The sequence below is a fragment of the Micromonospora sp. WMMC241 genome (genome assembly GCF_027460165.1).
Taxonomy (GTDB): domain Bacteria; phylum Actinomycetota; class Actinomycetes; order Mycobacteriales; family Micromonosporaceae; genus Micromonospora; species Micromonospora humi.
In genome coordinates, this window is record NZ_JAPZBF010000001.1 from 6,555,136 (window position 1) to 6,579,939 (window position 24,804).

21 protein-coding genes are annotated in these 24,804 nt (G+C 72.3%); 12 read left to right on the forward strand and 9 right to left on the reverse strand.

Going from position 1 to position 24,804, the window contains the following annotated elements; genetic code table 11:
* Positions 1 to 348: 348 nt before the first annotated feature.
* The 9 genes from rpmH (at position 349) to O7598_RS29975 (ending at position 9,401) form a co-directional block, all read left to right on the forward strand.
* Positions 349 to 486, forward strand: coding sequence for a 50S ribosomal protein L34 (rpmH, locus tag O7598_RS29935; protein ID WP_091061882.1), 138 nt, complete (start codon positions 349 to 351; stop codon positions 484 to 486).
* Between the two features lie 34 nt (positions 487 to 520).
* Positions 521 to 937, forward strand: coding sequence for a ribonuclease P protein component (gene rnpA, locus O7598_RS29940; protein ID WP_269694515.1), 417 nt, complete (start codon positions 521 to 523; stop codon positions 935 to 937).
* 41 nt (positions 938 to 978) lie between these two features.
* Positions 979 to 1,218, forward strand: a complete 240-nt coding sequence (yidD, locus tag O7598_RS29945; protein ID WP_217628610.1) for a membrane protein insertion efficiency factor YidD — start codon at positions 979 to 981, stop codon at positions 1,216 to 1,218.
* 3 nt (positions 1,219 to 1,221) lie between these two features.
* Complete coding sequence (gene yidC, locus O7598_RS29950) at positions 1,222 to 2,211, forward strand: membrane protein insertase YidC (RefSeq protein ID WP_269694516.1); 990 nt, start codon at positions 1,222 to 1,224, stop codon at positions 2,209 to 2,211.
* 215 nt (positions 2,212 to 2,426) lie between these two features.
* Positions 2,427 to 3,002 carry a Jag family protein gene (locus O7598_RS29955; protein ID WP_269694517.1) on the forward strand — a complete coding sequence of 192 codons (576 nt, stop codon included), beginning with the start codon at positions 2,427 to 2,429 and terminating at the stop codon, positions 3,000 to 3,002.
* A gap of 398 nt (positions 3,003 to 3,400) precedes the next feature.
* Complete coding sequence (gene rsmG / locus O7598_RS29960; protein WP_269695033.1) at positions 3,401 to 4,150, forward strand: 16S rRNA (guanine(527)-N(7))-methyltransferase RsmG; 750 nt, start codon at positions 3,401 to 3,403, stop codon at positions 4,148 to 4,150.
* A gap of 246 nt (positions 4,151 to 4,396) precedes the next feature.
* Positions 4,397 to 5,737, forward strand: a complete 1,341-nt coding sequence (locus O7598_RS29965; protein WP_269694518.1) for an AAA family ATPase — start codon at positions 4,397 to 4,399, stop codon at positions 5,735 to 5,737.
* A gap of 27 nt (positions 5,738 to 5,764) precedes the next feature.
* Positions 5,765 to 6,802, forward strand: coding sequence for a ParB/RepB/Spo0J family partition protein (locus O7598_RS29970; protein ID WP_269694519.1), 1,038 nt, complete (start codon positions 5,765 to 5,767; stop codon positions 6,800 to 6,802).
* Positions 6,803 to 8,318: 1,516 nt separating this feature from the next.
* A complete protein-coding gene (locus O7598_RS29975) occupies positions 8,319 to 9,401 on the forward strand; it encodes a hypothetical protein (protein ID WP_442929905.1) in 1,083 nt (360 codons plus the stop codon).
* Between the two features lies 1 nt (position 9,402).
* On the opposite strand, the gene O7598_RS29980 is transcribed toward O7598_RS29975, so the two are convergent.
* Positions 9,403 to 10,404 carry a D-alanine--D-alanine ligase family protein gene (locus O7598_RS29980; RefSeq protein ID WP_269694520.1) on the reverse strand — a complete coding sequence of 334 codons (1,002 nt, stop codon included), beginning with the start codon at positions 10,402 to 10,404 and terminating at the stop codon, positions 9,403 to 9,405.
* Between the two features lie 7 nt (positions 10,405 to 10,411).
* On the reverse strand, positions 10,412 to 11,725 hold the full coding sequence (locus O7598_RS29985; protein WP_269694521.1) for an aminotransferase-like domain-containing protein: 1,314 nt from the start codon (positions 11,723 to 11,725) through the stop codon (positions 10,412 to 10,414).
* Between the two features lie 292 nt (positions 11,726 to 12,017).
* On the opposite strand from O7598_RS29985, the gene O7598_RS29990 reads away from it, so the two are divergent.
* The gene (locus O7598_RS29990; protein WP_269694522.1) at positions 12,018 to 12,683 is read left to right on the forward strand and encodes a GNAT family N-acetyltransferase; all 666 of its coding nucleotides are present in this window, start codon (positions 12,018 to 12,020) and stop codon (positions 12,681 to 12,683) included.
* Between the two features lie 8 nt (positions 12,684 to 12,691).
* Here the strand turns inward: O7598_RS29990 and O7598_RS29995 are convergent, their stop codons facing one another.
* From O7598_RS29995 to murJ, 7 genes are all read right to left on the reverse strand, one after another.
* Positions 12,692 to 13,852, reverse strand: a complete 1,161-nt coding sequence (locus tag O7598_RS29995; RefSeq protein ID WP_269694523.1) for an N-acetylmuramoyl-L-alanine amidase — start codon at positions 13,850 to 13,852, stop codon at positions 12,692 to 12,694.
* Positions 13,853 to 14,018: 166 nt separating this feature from the next.
* A complete protein-coding gene (gene trxA / locus O7598_RS30000) occupies positions 14,019 to 14,342 on the reverse strand; it encodes a thioredoxin (protein WP_269694524.1) in 324 nt (107 codons plus the stop codon).
* Between the two features lie 27 nt (positions 14,343 to 14,369).
* Positions 14,370 to 15,323 (reverse strand): thioredoxin-disulfide reductase, encoded by a 954-nt coding sequence (gene trxB, locus O7598_RS30005; RefSeq protein WP_269694525.1) that lies wholly within the window; start codon positions 15,321 to 15,323, stop codon positions 14,370 to 14,372.
* A gap of 144 nt (positions 15,324 to 15,467) precedes the next feature.
* Positions 15,468 to 16,451, reverse strand: a complete 984-nt coding sequence (locus O7598_RS30010) for a hypothetical protein (protein ID WP_269694526.1) — start codon at positions 16,449 to 16,451, stop codon at positions 15,468 to 15,470.
* The gene (gene sigM / locus O7598_RS30015) at positions 16,448 to 17,176 is read right to left on the reverse strand and encodes an RNA polymerase sigma factor SigM (RefSeq protein WP_269694527.1); all 729 of its coding nucleotides are present in this window, start codon (positions 17,174 to 17,176) and stop codon (positions 16,448 to 16,450) included. Before sigM ends, O7598_RS30010 begins: the two co-directional genes overlap by 4 nt.
* A gap of 43 nt (positions 17,177 to 17,219) precedes the next feature.
* On the reverse strand, positions 17,220 to 18,842 hold the full coding sequence (locus O7598_RS30020) for a protein kinase family protein (RefSeq protein WP_269694528.1): 1,623 nt from the start codon (positions 18,840 to 18,842) through the stop codon (positions 17,220 to 17,222).
* A 371-nt stretch (positions 18,843 to 19,213) separates the two neighbouring features.
* Complete coding sequence (murJ, locus tag O7598_RS30025; RefSeq protein ID WP_269694529.1) at positions 19,214 to 20,959, reverse strand: murein biosynthesis integral membrane protein MurJ; 1,746 nt, start codon at positions 20,957 to 20,959, stop codon at positions 19,214 to 19,216.
* A gap of 131 nt (positions 20,960 to 21,090) precedes the next feature.
* On the opposite strand from murJ, the gene O7598_RS30030 reads away from it, so the two are divergent.
* Positions 21,091 to 22,554, forward strand: coding sequence for a CCA tRNA nucleotidyltransferase (locus O7598_RS30030; protein WP_269694530.1), 1,464 nt, complete (start codon positions 21,091 to 21,093; stop codon positions 22,552 to 22,554).
* A 185-nt stretch (positions 22,555 to 22,739) separates the two neighbouring features.
* On the forward strand, positions 22,740 to 24,779 hold the full coding sequence (locus O7598_RS30035) for a S8 family serine peptidase (protein ID WP_269694531.1): 2,040 nt from the start codon (positions 22,740 to 22,742) through the stop codon (positions 24,777 to 24,779).
* The last annotated feature ends 25 nt before the right edge of the window (positions 24,780 to 24,804 follow it).

The following is a 24,804-nucleotide window of genomic DNA, read 5'->3' on the forward strand; positions in this document are numbered from 1 at the left end:
GCGACAAACCCGGACCCCCGACGCCGACCGCAATCGCGCACGCTAACAGCGGGGACCCCACGCCATCAACCGTCGACACCCACCCGGCGTTGACGACATCAGTGAAATCGGCCCCTTCGGTCGCCGTTCCGGCGCAGGTCGGGGGCCGGAGTGTGAGGTTTGACGGTCATTGCGCCCCTGCGTAGGCTGGAGCGGATGCTCTCTCGCCCTCTGCTAGGGTGATAGATGCTCGCTGCCCGTGGCCTTGCCGGGGCAGCGTCGATCGGAGGTCACCGTCGAGGTGATCTGGACCAGCACAGGACCCCGGGCGATCCGCCGCGCGGGGCGTACCACAACGGAGAGCCTGACGTGAGCAAGCGCACCTACCAGCCGAACAACCGCCGGCGCGCGAAGACCCACGGCTTCCGGCTGCGCATGCGCACCCGTGCCGGCCGCGCCATCCTTTCGACCCGTCGCGCCAAGGGCCGCACCCGCCTGGCGGCCTGAGGCCGTCCGGTCCGGTACGGGGACGTGGGCAGTCGTGCTGGCCGCCGCACAGCGACTGCGGCGCAGTAGCGACTTCGCCGCAGCGGTTCGCGGTGGCCGACGCGTCGGCCGCGGTGCCGTCGTGGTCCACCTGACGCTCCCGGAGCCGACCGGCGCCGATGCCGTGACAACCTCGCCGGAGCCGGCGCGGATCAGCGGTGCGGAGAACTCCGCACCCAGCCGCGCCGGCTTCGTCGTGTCCAAGGCCGTCGGCGGCGCCGTGGTCCGCAACAAGGTCCGCCGCCGGCTCCGGCACCTGGTCCGGGAGCGTCTGGCCGAGCTGCCCGCCGGGGCCACCCTGGTCGTACGTGCCCTGCCGCCGGCCGCCGACGCGACGTACGCGCGGCTCGGGGCCGATCTGGACGCCGCCCTGACCGCCGCACGGGCCCCCCGGGGACGGCGGTCGCGATGAACGGCGGGACCGCGACTCCGTCGCCGACTACCGGTGCCCGCATGCTGCTGGCACCCATCATCGCGTACCGTCGGTGGATAAGTCCGGCGCTGCCGGCCCGCTGCCGGTTCTACCCGTCGTGCAGTGCCTACGCCGTGGAGGCGGTGTCCCGGCACGGTGCGTCGCGGGGGGCCTGGCTGACGGTCCGGCGGCTGTCGCGCTGCCACCCCTTTCACCCAGGTGGACACGACCCGGTGCCGGAGCCGGGCGGTCGCCGCCGTGCCGACGTGACTGGAGCCTGAGAATTGAGTCTCGACTGGATCTACTACGCGATCTCGTGGATCCTGCTGACCTGGCACTCGGCCTGGGACGCCATCGGGGTGCCGGTCGGCGCGGTCATCGGCACCAACTGGGCCTGGATCCTCGCCATCATCTTCCTGGTGGTGACGGTCCGGGTGATCCTGTTCCCGGTCTTCGTCAAGCAGATCAAGTCCCAGCGGGCCATGCAGGCGCTCCAGCCGAAGGTGAAGGAGCTCCAGGAGAAGCACAAGGGTGACCGGGAGACGCTCCAGAAGGAGATGATGGAGCTCTACCGGAAGGAAAAGGCCAACCCCCTGATGGGCTGCCTTCCGATGTTCCTCCAGATCCCCGTCTTCCTGGGCCTGTTCCACACGCTCAAGCGACTCAACCCGGAGAACGGCGGAAAGACCCTCTACGGCTGGACCGTCGACCAGTTCAACAGCGCCTCCAGCGCGAAGCTCTTCACCGCCCCCATCTCCGGCCGGTTCGGCTCCACCGCCGCCGACCTGGCTCCGCTGGGTGCGAACACCGGCACGGTGAAGGTGATCGCCGGCGTCCTGGTGCTCATCATGATCGCCACCACCTACCTGACCAGCCGGCAGATGATCCTCAAGACCGGCTGGGCGGAGGACCCGCAGCAGCGCATGGTGCAGCGTCTGATGCTCTACGGCATCCCGGTCTCGCTGCTGGTCTCCGGCTCGATCTTCCCGATCGGTGTGATCATCTACTGGGTCACCAACAACCTCTTCACGCTCGGCCAGCAGCAGTGGGTGCTGCGGAAGTTCCCGCCGCTGGTGCCGCCGAAGAAGGCCACCACGACCACCGGCGGCAAGAGCCCGGTGCAGCCGGCCAAGACCGGCCTGCTCGGCCGCAAGACCGCCCAGCCCGTCGCCAAGGCGCCGGCCGTCGCGCCGAAGGTGGCCGGCCCGAAGCCGGGTGCCAAGCCGGTCAACCCGAAGAAGGCCGGCAACCGCCCCGCCAAGCGACAGGGCTAGAGCATCCGGGCCACCGCCGCGACCGGCGGTGGCCCGTCCGGTCCCCGAGCTGCCCCGAGGAGTAGGCGCCGGGCCGGAACCGCCGCGCACTGCGCGGTCACGGGCGAGACTGGCCCGTACGGACGTGCCCGAGAGGCATCCGGCGAACCTCCCGCCGGCTCTCGGGAGACCAACGGACCTCGACGGTCCGGCCGAGCGAGTACGGAGATGAGACCGTGACCGACACCAGCATCCCCAGCGCCGACCAGTCCGTGGACGAGGAGACCTCGGCCTCCACCGAGACCGGTGAGGGCACCCCCGAGCCCCGGGAGAAGAAGGCCCCGGCCGACAGCGACCTGTTCCGGCAGAGCGAGATCGCCGCCGACTACGTCGAGGGCCTGCTGGACATCCTCGACTACGACGGCGACATCGACGAGTTGGTCTCCGGCGGTCGGCCGGTCGTCGAGGTGGTCGGCTCCCGCCTGCAGAACCTGGTCGGCCAGCGCGGCGCCACCCTGGAGGCGCTCCAGGAGCTGACCCGGCTGGCGGTGTTCCGGCAGACCGGGACGCCCAGCCGCCTGCTGCTCGACGTCGGCGGCTACCGGGCCGCCCGGCGCAAGGAACTGGCCGCGGTCGCCAAGAACGCGGTCGAGAAGGTCAAGGAGCACGGCGAGGCCGTACGCCTGGAGCCGATGTCCGCCTTCGAGCGCAAGTGCGTGCACGACGTGGTCAACGCGATGAGCGGCGTGGAGAGCGAGTCGGAGGGCGTCGAGCCGAACCGGCGCATCGTCGTCCGGCCGGTATCGGACTGAGGCCAGTGGCTTCCGACGACCCGACGGCGGACGCCGTGACCGGCCCGGGTGGCACGCCGCCCGGGCCGCCGGCTGTACGCGCCGATCCGATCTTCTCCGACGAGGAACACCCGGCCGACCCGGCGCACCCGGCCGGGACCGTCGCCGACCCGGACTTCTCCGGTGAGTCGTCGGCGGACGCGCGTGAGATCGAGCCGACCGCTGCTCCGGTGACACCGGCCTTCTCCGGCGAGCCGTCGGCGGTCGCCGAACCCGTCGAGTCCGACGTGCCGGCTGGCGCGGCCGATCCGTTCTTCGCCGAGCCGGACGCCGTGGCCGAGCCGGCGTTCGCCGATCCGGGAGCCGTCGCCGATCCGTCCGGGGTGGACGGTGGTGTGGCCGTGCCGGCGACCGGCGCCGTGCCCGATCCGGCCGACGCGTCCCTGCCGCCCGAGCTGGCGGAGGCCGCACAGTCGCTCTTCGGCGATCGGCTGGACCTCGCCGCCGCGTACGCCGAACTGCTCGCCACCGAGGGCGTGGTCCGCGGCCTGATCGGGCCCCGCGAGACGCCCCGCCTCTGGGATCGGCACCTGCTCAACTGCGCCGTGGTGGCGGAGCGGATCCCGGAGGGGGCCAGCGTGATCGACGTCGGCTCCGGGGCGGGGCTGCCCGGGCTGGTGCTGGCGATCGCGCGACCCGATCTCTCCGTGACGCTTGTCGAGCCGCTCGCCCGACGGGTGTCCTTCCTGGTCGAGGCGATCCAACGCCTCGGTCTGACCAAGTCGGTACGGGTGTTCCGGGGGCGGGCCGAGGAAGCGGCGGCCGGTTCCCGGGACCGCGATCCGCTGAGCGCCGACATCGTCACGGCACGCGCGGTGGCGCCACTGGACCGGCTCGCCACCTGGTGCCTTCCGCTGCTCGCACCGGGCGGACGACTGCTCGCGCTCAAGGGCGCGTCCGCGGCCGAGGAGATCACCGAGCACGCCGAGGCCGTCGGTCGGGTCGGCGGTGGGGAGCCCGAACTGCGTCAGTGCGGCATCGGGGTGATCGAGCCCGCCGCCACCGTGGTCGAGGTGGTCCGGGAGCGGGTGGTCAACCAGCGCAAGCCGAAGGGCCCGAAGCGCTCACGTGGCGGTCGCCGGCGCGGCGGCCGGAACCGGGATCGCTGACCCGGTAAGGCTTCCGTGGCCCCCCGTCGGTCGTTGGACCGGAGGGGACGTGACCGGATCGATCACAACCCGACATGGACCCGCCGCGCCCGTCGGCCGTAGGCTGACCGCGCGTCGATAGTCTGGAGCGGCGGCGCCGGGTGGCACCCGACCCCGACCGTTCCCGCCGGGCCGGTGACGCCGCGCGAAGTGCGGGGCCCGACTGACGGGTGCGGACCGACCATCCGGAGCGGGTAGGGATGACAGGTGCATGACGACGGCAGGTACGACGATCCTCGGCTGACCGGGGGCGACGGGCGATCACCCGACGATCCCGTTTCACGTGAAACCAGCTATCAGGAGTGGGCGGTGAACGATCCCCGTGACGCATCCCCGCACCCCGTCGATCCGACCGCACGGCCGGATCCGTCGACCGGCGCCGTCCGGCCGGTCTCTTCCGCGCCGGCCAATGTCCCGCCGGTCCGTGACCCGCACGATCCGAGCGACGGCCCGGTGAACGCCCCGACTCCCCGGCCGGCAGCGGCCCGTGCGAACGTCGCGGTCTCGGCGCGCTTCGAGCCGCAGACCCCGGCCTCCGCCGTGCCGCACCAGCCCGGCGCCGCCGCCGTCGAGACCACGACATCACCGGCCGACACGCCACCGGCTACCGGGTACGCGGAAGAGACCGGTGCCGACCCGTACGTTTCACGTGAAACCCCGACGCGCGAAGAGGATGACCCACCGTTGGCTATGGAGGCGATGCGCGCCGTGCAGATCCTGAATCCCAGTGGCGAGGTCTCCATGCCCCGTCCCGACCGGACCCGGGTGATGTGCGTCGCCAACCAGAAGGGTGGCGTGGGCAAGACCACCACCACCGTGAACCTCGCGGTGGCGCTCGCGCTGCACGGCAACCGCGTGCTCGTGGTCGACCTCGACCCGCAGGGCAACGCCTCGACCGGGCTCAACGTGCCGCACCACACCGGAGTGCCGGACGTCTACGACTGCCTGATCGACAGCGTTCCGCTCGCGGAGGTCGCCCAAGCGGTCGAGGGCATCCCCAACCTGTGGTGTGTGCCGGCCACCATAGATCTGGCCGGTGCCGAGATCGAGCTGGTCTCGGTGGTCGCCCGCGAGTCCCGCCTGTCGCGGGCCATCGAGGCGTACCCGGGTCACTTCGACTACGTCTTCATCGACTGCCCGCCCTCGCTCGGCCTGCTGACCGTCAACGCGTTGGTCGCCGCGCAGGAGGTGCTCATCCCGATCCAGTGCGAGTACTACGCGCTGGAAGGTCTCAACCAGTTGATAAACAACATCAACCTGGTACGCCAGCACCTGAACCCGAAGCTCGATGTCTCCACCATCCTGCTGACCATGTACGACCGGCGTACCCGGCTGGCCGACGCGGTGGAACAGGACGTCCGGAACCACTTCGGCGACAAGGTCCTCCAGGCCGTCATCCCCCGCAACGTGCGGGTCTCCGAGGCGCCCAGCTACGGCCAGTCGGTGATGACCTACGATCCCGGATCGCGGGGTGCCACGAGCTACTTCGAGGCCGCCCAGGAGATCGCTGAGCGAGGGGTCAAGGAGCCGGTGAGCCGGAATGCGTAGTACGGAGAAGTCGCTGGGAGGCGTCGCATGAAGAACCGTCCCCGCGGCGGCCTGGGCCGAGGGCTCGGCGCCCTCATCCCCACCGGCCCTCCGCCGGACGCGGCGCCGGACGGCGCCGAGACGGAGGCGGTATCGACGGCTCCCGCCCCGGCTCCGCCCGTCACCGGCGCGTCCGCCGTCGTGACCGGTACGGTCGGCGGCACCACGGCGCCGGTCGAGCCGGAGATCGAGCTGAGCCCGGTGCCCGGTGCCCGCTTCGCCGAGATCTCGGTCGACGCCATCGTGCCGAACCCGAAGCAGCCCCGGCACGTCTTCGACGAGGAGGCGCTGGAGGAGCTGAAGACCTCGATCCAGGAGGTCGGCTTCCTCCAGCCGATCGTCGTCCGGCAGCTCGACGGCGAGAAGTACGAACTCGTCATGGGCGAGCGGCGCTGGCGTGCCGCCCAGGCGGTCGGGCGGGAGAGCATCCCGGCCATCGTGCGGGACACCAAGGACGACGCGATGCTCCGGGACGCGCTCCTGGAGAACATCCACCGCGCCAACCTGAACCCGCTCGAAGAGGCAGCGGCCTACCAGCAGTTGCTGGAGGAGTTCGGCGCCACCCACGAGGAGTTGGCGCGCCGGATCGGGCGTAGCCGTCCGCAGATCTCCAACACGATCCGACTGATGAACCTCCCCGCGGTCGTGCAACGGCGCGTCGCCGCCGGGGTGCTTTCCGCCGGTCATGCCCGGGCGCTGCTGAGCCTCGACGACGCCGAGGCTCAGGAGAAGCTCGCCACGCGGATCGTCGCCGAGGGCATCTCCGTACGCGGCACCGAGGAACTGGTGGCTCTGGCGCTCGCTGACGGGCCGGCAAAGGCCCCTGCCGCGAAGCGCCGCACCAAGGCGCATGCGCCGGCGCTCTCCGATCTCGCCGACCGGCTCTCCGATCGGTTCGACACGCGGGTGAAGGTGGACATCGGCCGGAGCAAAGGCAAGATCACGATCGAGTTCGCGACGGTCGACGACTTGGAGCGGATCGTCGGCATCATCGGGGTGAGCGAGGAGGGACAGCTCGACGAGTAGCCCCGGCTTCTGTTCGGTTTCGGCCGCACCACCATCGGGTGGTGCGGCCGATGTCGTTCCGGGGCGGGCGCTCGACTGGCGGTGGCACCTTTCCGGGCATCGCCCGGCTCCCGGGTCCCTCGTCGTTTCACGTGAAACGGGGTGCGCGCTCCGATCATCATTCGGGCCCGCTGACTCACGCACGCGGAGCACGGTCCTTAAGGAAGGGCCCACCGCCGTCGCCGATGTGACGCCGTAGCCCTGAGCCCTGAGCCCTGAGCCCGGTCGCCGGCCGACGCGCCGGCGCTCGCCTTCATCTCTGTCCGGACCGCGCGCAGTGGGATCAGGGCGAGACGATAAGGCTCGTGCGCGTGCCAAACCGAGACACCGCAGGCGCGCCCCATGAGGCACCGCAGTTCCGCGACAGACCGCCGTTCGCTCCTCCCGGCGGCCCCCGGCGCGGTGCGGTTCCGCCAAGGCGTTGCGTCACTCGACACGAGCCGGGCCCGTGCCGCCCGCGTCGCCCGCGTCCTCGTGCCGCCCTCGCCTCCTGCGTCCTGGTGCCGCCCGCGTCCTCGTGCCGCCCGCGCCGCCCGCGCCATCCGCGTCCTCATGTCACACCTCGGGCCGGTCAGCGCCGTACCCCTGGCCTGTCGGCCCGCTCGATCAGCGGCCCGCGTAGTTCAGGCGCGTCTGATGCCCCGCTCGGAACCCTCTCTTATTGGGCGCATCGGTGCCGCTATTTGGGACGACGTTCCGGGCAGTATTTCAGGACCGGCCAGATTCGGGTGCACGAGCACGTGCAGCCGTGCCCGTGGCCCTCGCGTGTGATCCCGTAGTGCAGCCCACGTCGGTGTCTGGGCCACTGGGGCGGGTGGACCCTGCCCCACGGGTCCCCGACCGGAACCCCGACGCCTAGGGGCGAATCTGCTGCCGTCGCGAGGCTGGGGCACTTCACCGTGGACGGGGAGGATCTGACTCCTGACCGGGGAACGAGGACGTTGCGTTTCACGTGAAACCGCGGCGGCCCGCAGCGGCGGCTCGGTGGTTCGCCGATCAGCCATGGCCGCGTCCGCGAGACGGCAAGCGAGGCTCGAACGAAGGCCTCGACCGACGGGAAGCAGCGGCGGTTGCGCTCGTCGGGACGCTCTTAGCTCCCGTGGATGCTGACCTGCTCCACCGCAGCCAGTCGCCCCAACTCTGTTTCACGTGAAACGACTAGGCTGGTCGGTGCGGCGGACCGGCGACGGGCGACATCGGGATGCCTGAACGCGAGGCGAAGGCGGCGCTCGTTCGTTGAGAAGAAGGGGCCGGTGCGCCCCGCTGGTGCCACCAAAGTTATCCACAGCGGTTGTCCACAGGGCGGCGCCGTTTCACGTGAAACAAGCGGCGAAAACCGTTGCTGAGCTGTGGATGACGCGCTGTGGTGGTGATCTCGGCACCCTGTGGACAACGTGGTGGACAACCCGTCGGTCCCGGTGGATCTGCGCCGGGCACGGTAGGGACAGGCGTCGCCAACTCGGTTAGGGTCAGCGTCGTGCAGGACACCCCTCCCTCAGTCCCGGACTTCACCCAGTGGCCCTCCTTCCCGTTCGAGGGCGAGATCCGCGTCAAGCAACTCGACGATCCCGTACCGGTCGAACCTCCCCGTCGGGGCGAGGCGGACCGGGAGTGCACCGCGTGCAACGCCCCCGACGAGGCGTACATCTGGGTCGGTGAGCGATGGCGGGTCCGCACCATGGACCGACCCACCGGGCTGCCCATGGTCCTGATCCTGGAGTCCCGCTCCCACCTCGACCTCGGCGACCTGCCGAACCTGCTCGCCGCCGAGCTGGGCGTGATGACCGTCCGCCTGGAGCGGGCCATCCGCTCGCTGGACGGCGTGGCTCGCGTGCACGTCAACCGGTGGGGCGACGGTTCCGCGCATCTGCACATGTGGTTCCTGGCCCGGCCGTACGGGCGGCTGCAACTGCGTGGCACGTTCCTGTCGTTGTGGGATTCGATCCTGCCGCCGATCTCCGAGGAGCAGTGGCGGGAGAACCTGGCCATGGTGGCCGCCTGGCTCGCCGAGTTCGGTGGCCGCCCTCTCGCCGAGCCGCCGCGCATCCGGTGGCAAGCGCCGTCGAGCCTCTCCTCGCCGTCACCGGCGAGCGCGGCCGAGGAGCCGGAGGAGGAGACCCTGTCCGTGATCGAGGCCGCGGACGAGATCCCGGAGGCCGAGCCGACGGAGGGGGACGCGGACGGCGTCGAGTCGAGCCGCGCGGCCGCCGATCCGGGCGCGGTCCGCGCGGCCGGCGACTCCGGAGCCGCAGTCGACGGTAACGGCGGTTCCGGAGACTACGGCGACGCCGACCCGACCGACGACGGCCACGGGACCGAGGGCAGCTACCCGACCGCCGACGGCCATGGGACTGACGACGCGGGGTCGGGCGCCGGCGCGACCTCGACCGGCGGCGCGAGGCGGAGCGGCCCAGGGCGGAGCGGCACGGGGCCGGACCATGACAGCGGTCACGCCGGGGCCGGCGAGCCGGGGACGGTGCACGCGGGCGATGACACGGCGCGGCCCGCCGAAGAGGAAGGTACGACGCCGAACGGCGGGCGTGCGGGCGCCGCCGGCTGAGTCAGCTCGGCGGGCGGCGGGCGGCGGCCCGGCCGACCAGGGTGCCCAGCACCCGACCGAAGTCGAGCCCGGCCGCCTGGATGGCCAGCGGCAGCAGCGAGGTCTCGGTCATCCCGGGTGAGACGTTGACCTCCAGCACGTGCGGCTGGCCCTCCGCGTCGACGATCAGGTCGACCCGGGACACGTCGCGCAGGCCGAGTGCGGTGTGCGCGGCGAGCGCCACCTCGGTCACCCGTGCGGTCGTCGCGGCGTCGAGCCGGGCCGGCGCATGCCAGGTGGTGCGCCCGGCGGTGTAGCGGGCGGCATAGTCGTAGACGCCGTTGCGGGGCACGATCTCCACCGGGGGCAGGGCCTGCGGACCCTCGCCCAGGTCGAGCACGGAAACCGCCACGTCCATCCCGGGCACGTAGCGTTCCACCAGCGCCGTCTGGTCGTACGCGAAACAGCCGACCATCGCGGCCGGCAGCGACGCGGCCTCCCGGACCACGGCGGCGCCCAGGCCCGACCCGCCCTGCGCCGGCTTGACCATCAGCGGCAGCCCGAGTCGATCGACGATCCGGTCCAGGACGGCGACCGCGCCCAACTCGGAGAATCGGTCGTGCGGCAACGCCACCCAGTCGGGCGTGGGAATGCCGGCCTCGCGCAGCACGGCCTTGGCCGACGGCTTGTCCCAGGCGAGCCGGGAGGAACGGGCGTCGCAGCCGACGTAGGGCACGTCGCAGAGGTCGAGCACGCCGCGCAGCGAGCCGTCCTCGCCGGTGGCGCCGTGCAGGGCGATCACCACCGCGTCGGGCGGGTCGGCGGTCAGCGCGGGCAGCAGCGCGACGTCGGCGTCCCGCAGCTCCGCCTCGACGCCCACCGCGCGCAGCGCGTCGAGCACGCGGCGGCCGGACCGCAGCGAGACGTCCCGCTCGTAGGAGAGGCCACCGGCGAGCACCAGCACGTGCAGCTCGTCGGCGGAGGATCCGGTCACGGGTGTCGGTGCGGCAGGACTGACGGCCATGCCGGCATCATGCCAAGTCGGGGCCGGGCGTGTCCGAGCCGCCCTGGCGGCGGCGCGGCCCGGTGCCGCCGATCGCCCCGAACACCCGCCGCATGGCGATCTCCTGTTCCATCACGCCGGCCAGCCGGCGGACGCCCTCACGGATCCGCTCCGGCGGCGGGAAGGAGAAGTTGAGCCGCATGTTCCCGGTGCCCGTCCCGTCGGCGTAGAAGCCGGTGCCCGGCACGTACGCCACCCGGGCGGCGACGGCCCGCGGCATCATCGCCTTGGCGTCGAGCCCGTCCGGCAGGGTCGCCCAGACGAAGAGGCCACCGGCGGGTGTGGTCCAGGTGGTGCCCTCGGGCATCAGGTCGGCCAGCGCGTCGAGCAGCGCGTCCCGGCGCTCGCGGTAGACCTCCCGGTAGATCTTGAGCTGCTCCCGCCAGGGCATGGTGGCGAGGTAGGTGGAGACGGCCGCCTGCGCGAATCCGCTCGGGCAGAGGATCTGCGCCTCGCTGGCGATGACCAGCTTGTCGCGGACCGCGTGCGGGGCGAGGATCCAGCCCACCCGGAGGCCGGGGGCGAAGGTCTTGGAGAACGTGCTGAGGTAGAAGACCCCGTCGCGCCGCCGGGCCCGCAGCGGCGCGGGCGCCTCGCCGGAGAAACCGAGCTGACCGTACGGGTCGTCCTCCACCACGAGCAGCCCGGCGCGTTCGCAGATGTCGAGCACCCGCTCCCGCCGCTCCTCGCTCAGCGTCACGCCGGCGGGGTTCTGGTAGGTCGGGATGGTGTAGAGGAACTTCACCCGCCGGCCGGCCCGCGCCAGGTCGGCGATGGCGATCTCCAGCGCCTCCGGGATGAGGCCCTCGTCGTCCATCGGCACATGGGCCACCTGGGCCTGGGCGGCCTGGAACACCCCGAGCGCGCCGACGTACGTCGGGCCCTCGGCGAGCACCACGTCACCCGGGTCCAGGAAGAGGCGGGCCACCAGGTCGAGGGCCTGCTGGCCGCCGACGGTCACCACCACGTCCTCCGGGGAGGCGCCGCAGGACGCGTCGATCCCGGAGAGGGCCATCACCTCACAGATCCGCTCGCGCAGATCGAGGGTGCCCTGGCCGATGCCGTACTGCAGGGTTGTGGTGCCGTGCTCGGCGCCGAGCCGGCCGAGCATCTCGCCGACCGCGTCGAGCGGCAGCGCGGCGATGTAGGGCGCACCCCCGGCGAGCGACACGACCTCCGGCCGGCTGGCCACCGCGAAGAGTGCCCGGATCTCGGAGGCGGTCATCCCCCGCACACGCCGGGCGTACCGGTCGGTGTAGTCGTCGAGCGTCGTGCCGGTCATGACATCACCTCGATCGGGTGTCGGCGGGGCTGCCGCCCGGTGTGGTACCCGCGATGCCGGCATCCAATGGCGGCGCGCGGCCGATTGGTCGATGGTAGTCCCTGGTGACCGCCGCGGAACCCGCCGTGTGGACACGTCCACATCCCGGACCGACCGGTCCGCCGCCCGGGTGGGGGTTCGCGCGTCCACTCCCGCACCGGCGGGCAGGGGCGTACGATCGCTCGTCGGGAGCAGGAGGGCGGCGGGACACCGCGGTGGCCGACGCTCCGAGACTGTTTGGTGGGGTGCGCTCATGTCGCGACGTCTGGTCAGCCTGACCCTGGACACCCTGGAGGACCTCCCCCGATCCTGCCGGCGGTGCGTCTACTGGGAGCTGGATCCGGTCTCCGCCGAGCGGGCCTGCGCGGCCGGCGACCCCGGGCTGGAGAAGGAGGCATGGGTCTCCCAGACGCTGCTGGAATGGGGTTCCTGCGGCAAGCTGGTCTACGTCGACGGAATGCCCGCCGGTTACGTCATGTACGCCCCGCCGGCGTACGTCCCGCGTTCGATGGCGTTTCCCACCTCGCCGGTCTCGGCGGACGCGGCGCTGCTGACGACCGCGCACGTGGTGCCCGCGTTCGCCGACGGCGGCCTGGGCCGGATGCTGGTGCAGGGTGTCGCCCGCGACCTCACCAAGCGGGGGATCAAGGCGATCGAGGCGTTCGGCGACGCCAAGTTCGGCGACGACGCGGACGACCCGAACCGGGCCTGCCTGGCCCCGGCCGACTTCTTCCTGTCGGTGGGCTTCAAGACGGTCCGCCCGCACCCCCGCTACCCCCGCCTGCGCCTGGAACTGCGCACCGCGTTGAGCTGGAAGTCCGACGTCGAGTACGCGCTGGAGAAGCTGCTCGGCTCGATGAGCCCGGAGACGCTGCTGCGCCCGGTCCGCCCGGCTCCGGCCACCCGCTCGATGAGCTGACCCGCGACTCAGTCGACAACGGTGCCGGCGGCCACGATCGCCCGCAGTTCGCTCACGTCGATCGAGCCGGTCGGCACGTCCCGCTCGATCGGCAGGTACATCCTCTGCACCCCGGCCACGATCGCCTCGACCACCCGGTCCCGGAACCGGGGGTCGACCAGCCGGCCTCGGTCCAGGGCAGAGGTCAGGTAGCCCACCTCGACGCGGACCGCGGGCATCCGGGTGAGCCGGAGCAGGTCCCACGCCTTCGCGTGGGTGCGGCAGTCGCGTAGCCCGGTGCGGGCCACGATCTCCCGCTGCACCAACCCGGCCAGGCGCTCCCCGGTGGCCGAGGTGACCCCGTTGTCGGTGCCGTAGTGGTAGGTGGCGACCCCGTCGGCCTCCGGGTTGACGTGCCCGTCGGTGTGCAGGGAGATGAACACGTCAGCCCCGAGCGAGTTGGCGAGCTGGGCCCGGTCGGCGTCCGGCAGGCAGGTCAGCGGCGAGGGCCCCCGGGTCAGCTGCACTCGCACGCCGGCCGCCGCGAGTCGGCCCTCCAGCCGGCTGGCCAGGTCGTGCACGAGGTCCGCCTCGCTCCAGCGCAGCGCGCCGTCGGGCACCACCACGCCCGGGTCGGTGCCGCCGTGGCCCGGGTCGATCACCACGGTCCGGCCGACGAGCGTCGGCCCGGCCTGGCGGATGGCGTCGGACTCGCGCAGCCACTGCGGTCGACCGCCGACCACCTTGCGGCCGAGGCGGCGCAGCGCGTTGACGGTGTGCGGGCCGCAGGCGCCGTCCGGCTTCAGCCCCATCTCGCGCTGGAACTGGGCCACCGCCCGGGAGGTGCGGATGCCGTAGATGGCGTCGGCGCGGCCCACGTCGTATCCCATCTCGAGCAGGCGCTCCTGGAGTGAGCGCACGTCCTCGCCGGTCAGGGGCTCGGGAACGGCGTGGTAGAGGGCGCGGGCGCCGAACCGCCAACGGGCCGCGTCCAGCGCCCGCCAGGTCTCCGCGCCGACGCGCCCGTCGACGCTCAGGCCGCGTGACTGTTGGAAGGCGCGGACCGCACGCTCCGTCTGGGCGTCGTAGTCGTCGGCGTGGCCGTCGGCGGGCAGGAGTTCCAGGCCGGCGAGGACGGTGCGGATCTCGGCCACCGCGGGTCCCCGGTCACCGGGTCGGATCGGACGCACGACGACCCCCTCTGCTCGGAAGCTGGTGGACCGGAACTCCGACGGACGCCTACGGAGCGTACCGTGGCCGGTCACCCACCGGGTTCGTGTTCGCGCAGGTCAGGAAAGCCGGAACCCCCGTCACCCGGGCGGGGCGACGGGGGTTCCGGCGGTGTCGGGTACGGCCTCAGAGCGCCGATTCGATGAGCTTGACCAGCTCGCCCTTCGGCTTGGCACCGGCGATCGACTGCACCGGCTCGCCGTCCTTGAAGATGGTCAGCGTCGGCACGGACATCACCCGGTAGGTGCGCGCCGTCTCGGGGTTCTCGTCGATGTTGAGCTTGACGATGGTGACCTGGTCACTCATCTCGCCCGCGATCTCCTCCAGCAGCGGCGAGACCTTGCGGCACGGACCGCACCACTCCGCCCAGAAGTCGACCAGAACCGGCTTGTCGGACTTCAGCACGTCGTTCGCGAAGCTCGCGTCCGTGACCGCCTTGGTTGCTCCCACTATGAACCCCTCCTCCTCGTGAAATTCTCAGCCCTGCAGGGTGGCGATGAAGCGCTCGGCGTCCAGCGCGGCCGCGCACCCGGTGCCGGCCGCCGTGATGGCCTGCCGGTAGGTGTGGTCCACCACGTCGCCGGCGGCGAACACGCCGGGCACGTCGGTGCGGGTGCTGGGCGCCTGCACCTTGACGTAGCCCTCGTCGTCGAGCTCCACCTGGTCGCGGAAGAGTTCGCTGCGCGGGTCGTGGCCGATCGCCACGAAGACGCCGGTGACGTCCAGCACCTTGCTCTCGCCGGTGTGCACGTTGCGCACCCGGACGCCGCTGACCTTGCCGTCGTCGCCGAGGATCTCCTCGACGGTGGTGTTCCACTCGACCTTGATCTTCTCGTTGCCGAGCGCGCGTTCCGCCATGATCTTGCTGGCCCGGAACGAGTCGCGGCGGTGGATGATCGTCACCGACTCGGCGAAGCGGGTGAGGAAGCTCGCCTCCTCCATGGCCGAGTCGCCGCCGCCGACCACCACGATGTGCTGGTTGCGGAAGAAGAAGCCGTCACAGGTGGCGCAGGACGACACGCCGTGACCGAGGTATTCCTGCTCGCCCGGCACGCCGAGTGGACGCCACGCCGAGCCGGTGGAGAGGATCACGGCCCGGGCCCGGTAGGCGGTCTCGCCGACCCACACGGTGCTCACCGCGTCGGAGCCGATCTCGCCGGTGTCCTTCAGCTCGACCCGGGTCACGTCGTCAGTCAGGAACTCGGCGCCGAACCGCTCGGCCTGCTTGCGCATGTTGTCCATCAGCTCGGGACCGAGGATGCCGTCGGCGAAGCCGGGGAAGTTCTCCACCTCGGTGGTGGTCATCAGCGCGCCACCGGACTGCACGCCCTCGATCACCAGCGGCTTGAGGTTGGCGCGTGCCGCGTAGACCGCCGCGGTGTAACCGGCCGGCCCGGAGCCGATGATGATCAGGTTGCGGACCTCGTCCACTGCCGTCTCCCGATGTGTGTGTTCGTCACCGGCGCGCAGGGCCGGCGCCTGACTTGCAGAACGTCATCGTACGAAGCGGGGATTCCCGAGCCGGTCATCCGGTGGGTCACGTCACGTGGCGGGACAGGCCCGCTGACCGCGGTTTCACCCTACCCGCGTGCGGAACCGGGTGTCCGCGCCGGACCCGGGTACGCCGCATTCCGGTCCGCTCACCCAGCCCCAGCGGCTGCCGCCGGCGTCGGAGAACGTGACCACCAGCGCCGGGGCGCCCTGGAACCGGGCGTAGTCGACCAGGTCGACGGTGAGTGGGGTGGCACCGTGCTCGGCGCCGATCGCGGTCAGGCAGGCGGCCAGCGCCTCGGGGCGGTCGAGTCGGTCCGTCCCACCGGGCGCGCTCAGCCGCTTCTCCTCCGTGGCGGCGGAGAACGGGCTCTCCCGGCCGTCCTTCGCCGCACCCGACGGTCCGGCCATGTCCGGCCGGGCGGGGCCCTTCGTGGCACCGCCCACACCCGGGGCGAAGCGCTCCGGGGTCCAGTCCGTGCCGCTGCGCACGGCCGGCCCGGTGGTGCGGTACGGCGCGCCGACGGCCGGCGCGGCCTCCCCGGCCGCCCGGTCGGCCGTGGTGTCGCCGTAGCCGCCCGCGTTCGTCAGCCAACTCACGCCGAGACCCGCCGCGGCGACCGAGGCCGCGGCCAGGGCCACCGGTCCGGCGACCCGGCCCCAGCGCCGGGACCGCCGACCCGGGCCGCGGTGCCGTTCGGAGCGGGACGCCGGGCCGGGCGGACGGGTCGCCCGGACGGGTTGCGCCGGCACTGTCGTCGTCGCCTCGCGGCCGGGCGCGTCGGGCACGTGGCCGGCGACCGGAGCGGGGCCGGCGCCGGCGAGCGCGGCGGTGATCCGGTCGGACACCGCCACCGGCAGCTCCGGGGTGGGCTCCGCCGCCCAGGCGGCCAGGTCGGCGTGGACCAGGTCCGTCGCGCGGGCCAGCGCGTCGTACGCCTCGGCCCAGGCCGGTTCCTGCTCGACCAGCCGGGCCACGGTGGCCTGCTCGGGGGTGCCGTCCAGCGCCCCGCCGAGGTAGTCGGCGAGCAGGTCGTGGTCGACCTCGCTGAACTGGCGGGAACTCACGGCTCCTCCTGGCTGGCGTCCGGTCGGGCGTGCCCCGACGAGGATCCGACGCCCTCGGGCGGCCTGCGGTTCCCCGCCGTGACCCGGGGCACGTCCGTCGGGTCGTCCGAGCCGGTACGCAGGTGCCCGAGGACCACGGCGAGCCGGGCCCGACCGCGGGCGCACCGGCTCTTCACCGTGCCCTCGGCGACGCCGAGGATCCGGGCCACCTCGGCCACCGGGTAGCCCTGCACGTCGACCAGGACGAGCGCCGCCCGCTGCTCCGCCGGCAGGGCCGCGAGCGCCTGCCGGACCACCAGCGCCGTGTCGTGGTCGCGGGCGGGCGCGGCCGGTTCCACCCCACCGGTGTGCCGACCGGGCTCCCCGTCGTCGTGCACCCCGTCCGGCAGCGGGACGGTGGCGTGGGTCTGGCGTCGCCGCATCCGGTCCAGGCACGCGTTCACCACGATGCGGTGCAGCCAGGTGGTGACCGCCGAGTCGCCCCGGAAGCGGGCCGCGGCGCGGTGCGCCGACAGCATCGCGTCCTGGAGCGCGTCGGCCGCGTCCTCGCGGTCGCCGATCGTCCGCAGGGCCACCGCCCAGAGCCGGTCGCGATGCCTGTGGAACAGCTCGGTGAAGGCGTCCCGGTCGCCGGCCACGTGGGCCCGGAGCAGCTCCAGGTCGGACCCGGCCGGCAGCCCGTCGCCGGTCGCCGGCCCGGAGGTGCGCGCGCCGGGACCCGCCATCACCACGTCCGGGGGAGGTGGCGACGGGGGTACGGCGGGCGGCTCACGAGCCCTGGACCGTGATCTCCTGAACCCCCAGCTTCCAGCCGCCGCTGTCCTTCTCCGGCAGCTCGGTGATCCAGAAGAGGAGGTACTGGTACTTCTTGGCGGGGTCGAACCCGTTGAAGATCATGTTGGTGCCGGAGTCGCTGCTCTCGAACGGCTGCCCGATCACCGTGGGGTAGGCCGCGACGAGTTGCTTGTCCCCGGTGGAGCTGGACGGGAAGTCGCCGTTGGTGCCGGTGCGCAGCTCGGCGGCCGCGCCTGCGGACGACAGCGTGGCCTGCACCGACTTGACCGTGTGCGGGGCGCCCAGGTCGATCCAGATGCCCATGCCGTCCTTGAGGCCGCCGAACTTGCCGTTGTTCCGGTAGGTCTGGGTCTCCCAGCCCTCTTCGTCGGTGCCGTCGATGACCTTCTCGGCGTCGCGCACCTCGGCGCGGTCCTTGCTCTTCGGATCGATGATCCGGACGTCCTGGACGTTGAGCTTGCGGGCGGCGGGCGCTTCGGGTTCGCTGCTGCCGCCGCCCGTGGCGGGGGCGCTGTTGGAGGGCTGGGACACCGGCTCCTTGCCGCCGTCGTCGCCGCCACCGAGCACGTTGATCCCGATGAACAGCCCGACCAGGGCCACCGCCAGCAGGCCGGCGACACCGAGCGCCACCTTGCGGCCGCCGGCCGCGGCCAGCGGGGACGGCTCCTCGCCGGGATCGGCGGTGAAGCGCAACGGCCCGGCCTGCTCCAGGAACTGCTCGTCGGCCGGGATGTCGAGCCGACTCAGCTCGGCGGACAGCACGTCCGACGAGGGCGGGGCGATCTCCGGGTCGAGCAGGTCCATGGTGAGGTCGTCGAGATAGGCCGGCACCCCGGCGCGCACCTGGCGGGGCGCGGCGATGCCGCCGGCGGAGTCCCGCACGGCGTCGGGCAGGGCGGCCCGACCGTGCCCGGCGGTGGCGCCGTGCAGCGGGGCCTCCCCGTGCGGCCAGTGCCCGGTCAGGGCGAAGTAGAGCACCCCGCCGACGGCCCGCAGGTCGTTCTCCTGGCTGTCCGCCCCGTCGGTGCGCGCGTCGGCCACCACCACCCGGCCGTCGTCGCTGATCATCACCGTGCCGGGGTGGATGTTGCCGTGCACCATGCCGGTGGCGTGCACTGCGGCCAGCGCGCTGGCGACGGCGTTGCCGATCGCGGTGGCGCGGGCCGGGTCCAGCGGACCGTCGGCGGCCACCATCTCGCGCAGCGACTGACCGTCGACCCACTCGCGTACCACGTAGGCCCGGTCGTCCTCGTCGATGGCGTCGTAGACGCCGACCAGGTTGGGATGGATCACCCGGCTCGCGGCGACCGCGGCCTGGAGCATCTCGGTGGCGGAGTCGCCACCCGGATAGCGGAGGACCACCGCGACGGGCCGGCGCAGCACCACGTCGACACCGCGCCAGACCAGCCGGCCGGCGCTGTCGTTGTTGATGTGCTCGACCAGCTCGTAGCGCTCGGCGAGGAGCTCACCGACGGTGGGAGCACCGAGGGTCACGACCGCCGGAGAGGTTTCCTCCGCTTCCTGACCCTCGCCGACCTGGGTCACCCGTCCTCCCTCGGTGATCGTGTCGATCGATGGACCCGTGTTGCTGGGCATGTGGTTTCCCGCTCTGGCTTCGGTGGAACCGGCACGGTCGACGTCGACGCCGGACGTACCCGTCGAGTGCGACCTTACCCGGGATGCCCGGTTCTCCGACATGTCATCTTCCCGCTGCGGCCGGTGGGAAGCCAGTCACCGCGGACACGCACCGCCAATCTAGAGGTTGACGGCAAGTGAGCGGCGCAGGGGCGTACCGGTGTGGCGTGCTCCTGCTTTCCCCGCCCCGGCCTGGGCACCCTCAGCCGTACGGTTGGTTGTCCACAGGCCGAGAGGCCCACTGGACGGCGGAATCCCGAGTTATCCACAGCCGTATCCCCAGCCTGGTGATCCTCGTTCACCGTCGGTCACGACGGTCCGGCGTGGCGGGCTCAGCGCCCGAGCCGCCGCCGCACCATCCCCACCACCTCGGTGATCTCACCGATCCGCAGCAGCATGGCCAGGCCGAGGTACGTCCCGCCGATCGCCGCGCCGCCGATCACCAGTTGGACCGCCGCGGCCAGCCGGCTCAGGCCCTCCGGGTCGCCGGGGAGCACCGCGACCACGAGCACCCCGACCAGCGCGGCACCCAGCGCGGCCACCACCACCCGACCGAGGGTCTTCATGATCCGGCCCAGCCCGATCCGGCCCACCCGGGGCCGCAGCAGCATGGCCGAGATGATCGCCGCGGCCAGGTACGACACCGCGTTGCCGAGCATCATCCCGGCCGCCGCGAACGTGTTCGAGAAGATCAGGAAGAGGCCCACCTGGAGCAGCACCCGCAGGATCACCACCGGGATGTTGATCAGCGCCGGGGTGCGGGTGTCGGGCAGCGCGTAGAAGGCGAACGTGAAGAGCTGGCTGACCGCGAACGGCACCAGCCCGAGCGCCGCCACCAGCAGGACCGTCGACGTGGCCACCGCGTTGTCGCCGTCGAAGGCGCCGTAGCGGAACACCATCACGGAGATCGGCCCGGCCAGTACGGCGTAGCAGACCGCGATCGGGGCCAGCACCGCGGTGACCATCCGGGTGCCGCGGGACAGGTCGGCCGTGACGTCGGCGAACCGGCCCTCGGCGGCGGCCGCGCTCATCCGGGGCATCAGTGCCGTGATGATCGAGACCGCGATGATGCCGTGCGCCATCATCAGCAGCAGGAACACGTTGTTGTAGATCAGCAGACCGGCGTTCTTGCCCCCGGCGGCCCGGGTGAGCAGGTTGACCACGACGAAGAGGCCGAGCTGGTTGACCCCGACGTAGCAGAACATCCAGCCGCCGAGTCGGGCCAGCTCCGCCAGGCCGAGCGCGCGGAAGTCGAACCGCCACTTCCACCGGAAGTCGACCTTGCGCAGCGCGGGCAGCAGCCCGGCGGTCTGGACCGCGACGCCGAGCAGCGTGCCGCCGCCGATCAGCAGGACCCGTTCCCAGCTCATCTCGCCGGGTTGGATGATCTTGGCGCCGAAGACCGCGATGTAGATCCCGCAGACGGCGATGACCACCAGGTTGTTCAGGATCGGCGCCCACATCGGGGCGGCGAAGTGCCCGCGGGTGTTCAGCACCGCGGCGATCAGCGCGCTCACGCCGGTGAAGAACAGCATCGGCAGCATCAGGTACGACAGTCCGGTGACCAGGCCCTGGTAGTCCTGGTCCTTGCCGCCCGCATAGATGGCGGTGAGCACCGAGGCCCCGGCCATGGCGATCAGCGCGACGGCCGCCAGTGCCAGCACGGCGAGCGTGAGCAACCGCTGCGAGTACGCCTCGCCCCGGTCCGGGTCGGACTTGCGCCGCCGGACCAGCACCGGGATCAGCACGCTGGTGAGCACGCCGCCGAGCAGGAACTCGTAGACCTGGTTCGGCAGGAAGATCGCGGTGGTGTAGGCGTCGCCGACCAGCGCGCCACCGAGCGCGGCGCCGATCATCAGGTTGCGGATGAAGCCCGTACCCCGGCTGACCAGGCTGCCGATCGCCATCACCGCGCTGTTCGCCGCGGCGCTGGTCTCGGCGACGATCTCCTGCGGCGGCGCGACCGCCTCGGCGCCGGGCTGGTTCAGCGGCTCGGCCGAGATGAAGGTGGCGCCGTCGTCCGGCGGCAGGCCGCCGTCGTGCGCGTTCGCGCTGCGGTAGAGCCCGCCGCCGCTCATCTGCCAGCCTCCAGGGGTACGCCGGAACCGGGCCCCGACGGCCCCGCACAACCGGAACCTTAGTCAACCTCGGCCGGTTACCCGCGCCCGGCGCGGTCGATCCACCCCCGGCCCGATAGGCTGGCGATCCCATGTCCGAAGCCTCCGCCTCCGCGTCCGCCGCCGAACGCCACGAGCTGACCGCCGCGCAGCGCAACGCCGTCGCCGAACTGCTCCGCGTCTCCCCGGTCGCCGACGAGCTGGGCCGGCGCTTTGCCCGGGCCGGTCACGAACTGCACCTGGTGGGCGGCTCCGTCCGGGACGCGCTGCTCGGCCGGCTCGGCAACGACCTCGACTTCTGCACCGACGCCCACCCGGACGAGACGGTGAAGGTCGTACGCGGCTGGGCCGAGTCGATCTGGGAAACCGGGCGTGAGTTCGGCACCATCGCCTGCCAGCGCGACGGGCTCACCCTGGAGATCACCACCTTCCGGGCGGAGGTCTACGACCAGGTGAGCCGCAACCCGGTGGTGCAGTACGGCACCAGCCTGACCGAGGACCTGAAGCGCCGCGACTTCACCGTCAACGCGATGGCGGTGAGCCTCCCCGACCACCGGTTCACCGACCCGTACGGCGGCCTGGCCGACCTGGCCGCCAAGATCATCCGTACCCCCGGGACGCCGCAGGAGTCGTTCCGCGACGACCCGCTGCGGATGCTGCGCGCGGCCCGGTTCGCCGCCCAGCTCCGCTTCGCCGTCCACCCCGACGTCCGCGCCGCGATGACCCGGATGGCGTCCGACCTCGACCGGATCACCGCCGAGCGGATCCGGGACGAGTTCACCAAGCTGCTGTGCGGCGCCGACCCGGTGACCGGCCTGCGCCTGCTCGTCGACACCGGCCTGGCCGAGCGCTTCCTCCCGGAGCTGACCGGCCTCAAGCTCACGATCGACGAGCACGCCCAGCACAAGGACGTCTACGAGCACACCCTCACCGTGGTCACCAACGCCATGTCGATGGAGTCCGACGGCTGCGACTTCGTGCTGCGGATGGCCGCGCTCATGCACGACGTCGGCAAGCCCGGCACCAAGGCGGTCGGCGGGGACGGCCGGGTCAGCTTCCACCACCACGAGGTGGTCGGCGCCCGGCTCACCAAGGCCCGGATGAAGGCGCTGCGCTATCCCAAGGACGTCACCTCCCAGGTGGTCAAGCTGGTCGGGCTGCACCTGCGCTTCTACGGGTACGGCCGGGGCGAGTGGACCGACTCGGCGGTGCGCCGGTACGTCACCGACGCCGGTGACCTGCTGTCCCGACTGCACAAGCTGACCCGCTCCGACTGCACCACCCGTAACCGGCGCAAGGCGGCCCAGCTCGCGGCCGACTACGACGCGCTGGAGGAGCGGATCGCCCGGATCGCCGCCGAGGAGGATCTGGCCCGGGTCCGGCCGGACCTGGACGGCAACGCGATCATGGAGCTGCTCGGCGTGCCGCCGGGCCCGGTGGTCGGGCGCGCCTGGCAGCACCTCAAGGAGCTGCGACTGGAGCGCGGGCCGCTGGACCGCGACGAGGCCGAGGCGGAGCTGCTGCGCTGGGCGCGCGCCGAGGGCATCGTCGGCTGATCGTCGGCCCCGGCGGAAAATCGACGACGATACGCCGGCGTGTCGACCGAACGGATGACGTGGTCCGGTCGATCTTTCCCGCATGATGTTGGTCATCACCAGCCCCCCGGCCCGACGGGCGCGGCTGTCCTGATCGCATCCGCCCGTCCGCTCCGGACGGTCGCTGGAGACGGGGAGTCCATTCAGTGTCACGCCACGGCGCGCTGCGCCGCTCCGCGTTGGTGGGGCTCGCCCTCACCTCCGCCACCTCCATCCTCTGCGCCGCCACCGCCGGCCCGGCGTCTGCCGCGCCGGACGGCCCGAAGCGCGGCCCGGTCCGCGGCGCCGACACGGCCGGGGCGGTGCCCGGCCGCTACATCGTCGTCCTCAAGAACGGCAAGGCCACCCCGGCCAAGGTGAAGTCCGCCGCGTCGGCCCTCGCCGGCGAGCACGGCGGTTCCGTCCGCCGGGTGTTCGGCAAGGCGCTGCACGGCTACTCCGCCAGCATGGACCGCCGGCAGGCCGAGCGTCTCGCCGCAGACCCCGACGTCGCGTACGTCCAGCAGGTCCAACGCGCGACGGCCACCGGCACCCAGAGCACCCCGCCCTGGGGCCTGGACCGGATCGACCAGGCCAAGGCGAAGGCCGACGGCCGTTACACCTACCCGGCGACCGGCGCCGGGGTGACCGCGTACGTCATCGACACCGGCATCGACATCGCCCACCAGGACTTCGGCGGGCGGGCCGTGAACGGCTACGACGCGGTCGACTCCGACGACGTCGCGCAGGACTGCGACGGGCACGGCACGCACGTCGCCGGCACCATCGGCGGCACGAAGTACGGCGTGGCCAAGGACGTCAAGCTGGTCGCGGTCCGGGTGCTCGACTGCGCCGGCGGCGGCGACAGCGAGGACGTGATCGCCGGCATCGACTGGGTGACCGCGCACGCCACCGGGCCGTCCGTGGCGAACATGAGCCTGGGCTTCCCCGGCGTCGACCAGGCGGTCGACGACGCGATCAGCCGCTCCATCGCCGCCGGCATCAGCTACGCGATCGCGGCCGGCAACAGCTGGAAGGACGCCTGCGGGATCACGCCGGCACGCGTCCCGGCGGCCATCACGGTCGGCGCCACCGACCGGATCGACATGCGGGCCTGGTTCTCCAACTTCGGCCGCTGCCTGGACACCTACGCCCCGGGTGCCGGCATCGTGTCGGCGAAGGCCGGCACCGCCTCCGGCACCGAGTCGATGAGCGGCACCTCGATGGCCTCCCCGCACGTCGCGGGCGCCGCCGCGCTGCTGCTGGAGGCGCACCCGGACTGGACCCCGCAGCAGGTACGCGACTCGATCGTGGACACCAGCATCGCCGGCGCGGTGCACGACACCATGGGCTCGGTCGACCGGCTCCTGCACGTCGGCAACGCCGTGGTCGCCCGCGAGTCCTACGGCCTGAAGGCCCGGAGCAACGGCCGCTACGTGACGGCGGAGAGCAGCGGCAGCAAGCCGCTGGTCGCGCGCGGCACCGAGGCCGGCGCCTGGGAGAGGTACGACGTGGTGGACGCCGGCAGCGGCCTTTACGGGCTGCGCGCGAAGGCGAACAACAAGTTCGTCAGCGCGGACGGTGGCGGCAGCAGGCCGCTGCTCGCCCGCGCCGCCTCGATCGGCGCCTGGGAGAAGTTCCAGATCGTCACCAACGCCGACGGCACCGTCAGCCTGAAGGCGGTGGTCAACGGGAAGTACGTCACCGCCTCGAACACCACCACCGCGCTGATCGCCAGCAAGACCTCCATCGGCACCGCGGAGAAGTTCGACTTCGACGCCGCCGCCCCGGTCGTCGGCATCAAGGCGGTGGCCAACGGCAAGTACGTGGCCGCGGAGAACAGCGGCACGCTGCCGCTGATCGCCCGGTCCACGGCGGTCGGCGCGTGGGAGAAGTACGAGGTCGTCAGCGTCGGCGACGGCTACTTCACGTTGCGTGCGCTGGTCAACAAGAAGTTCGTCACCGCGGAGAGCGGCGGCAGCAAGCCGCTGATCGCCCGGGCCACGTCACCCGGCGCCTGGGAGGTCTTCGACTTCGTCGACTACAACGCCGACGGCTCGGTCTACCTGCGGGCGAACGCCAACGGCAAGGCGGTCACCGCCGGCAGCACCGGTGGCACCCGGCTCATCGCCAGCCGCGCGATCAACCTGAACAGCGCGACGCTGGGCCTGGGCAACGGCGAGAAGTTCGTCTTCGCCGTGCTCTGACCGGCACCACACACGACGGCGCCCG

Coding starts and splice junctions, on each gene's coding strand:
- O7598_RS29970 (WP_269694519.1), top strand. CDS start 5,765: ATGAAGAACCGTCCCCGCGGCGGCCTGGGCCGAGGGCTCGGCGCCCTC.
- O7598_RS30030 (WP_269694530.1), top strand. CDS start 21,091: ATGTCCGAAGCCTCCGCCTCCGCGTCCGCCGCCGAACGCCACGAGCTG.
- sigM (WP_269694527.1), bottom strand. CDS start 17,176: ATGGCGGGTCCCGGCGCGCGCACCTCCGGGCCGGCGACCGGCGACGGG.
- yidD (WP_217628610.1), top strand. CDS start 979: ATGCTGCTGGCACCCATCATCGCGTACCGTCGGTGGATAAGTCCGGCG.
- O7598_RS30020 (WP_269694528.1), bottom strand. CDS start 18,842: ATGCCCAGCAACACGGGTCCATCGATCGACACGATCACCGAGGGAGGA.
- O7598_RS29985 (WP_269694521.1), bottom strand. CDS start 11,725: ATGACCGGCACGACGCTCGACGACTACACCGACCGGTACGCCCGGCGT.
- murJ (WP_269694529.1), bottom strand. CDS start 20,959: ATGAGCGGCGGCGGGCTCTACCGCAGCGCGAACGCGCACGACGGCGGC.
- O7598_RS29980 (WP_269694520.1), bottom strand. CDS start 10,404: ATGGCCGTCAGTCCTGCCGCACCGACACCCGTGACCGGATCCTCCGCC.
- O7598_RS29990 (WP_269694522.1), top strand. CDS start 12,018: ATGTCGCGACGTCTGGTCAGCCTGACCCTGGACACCCTGGAGGACCTC.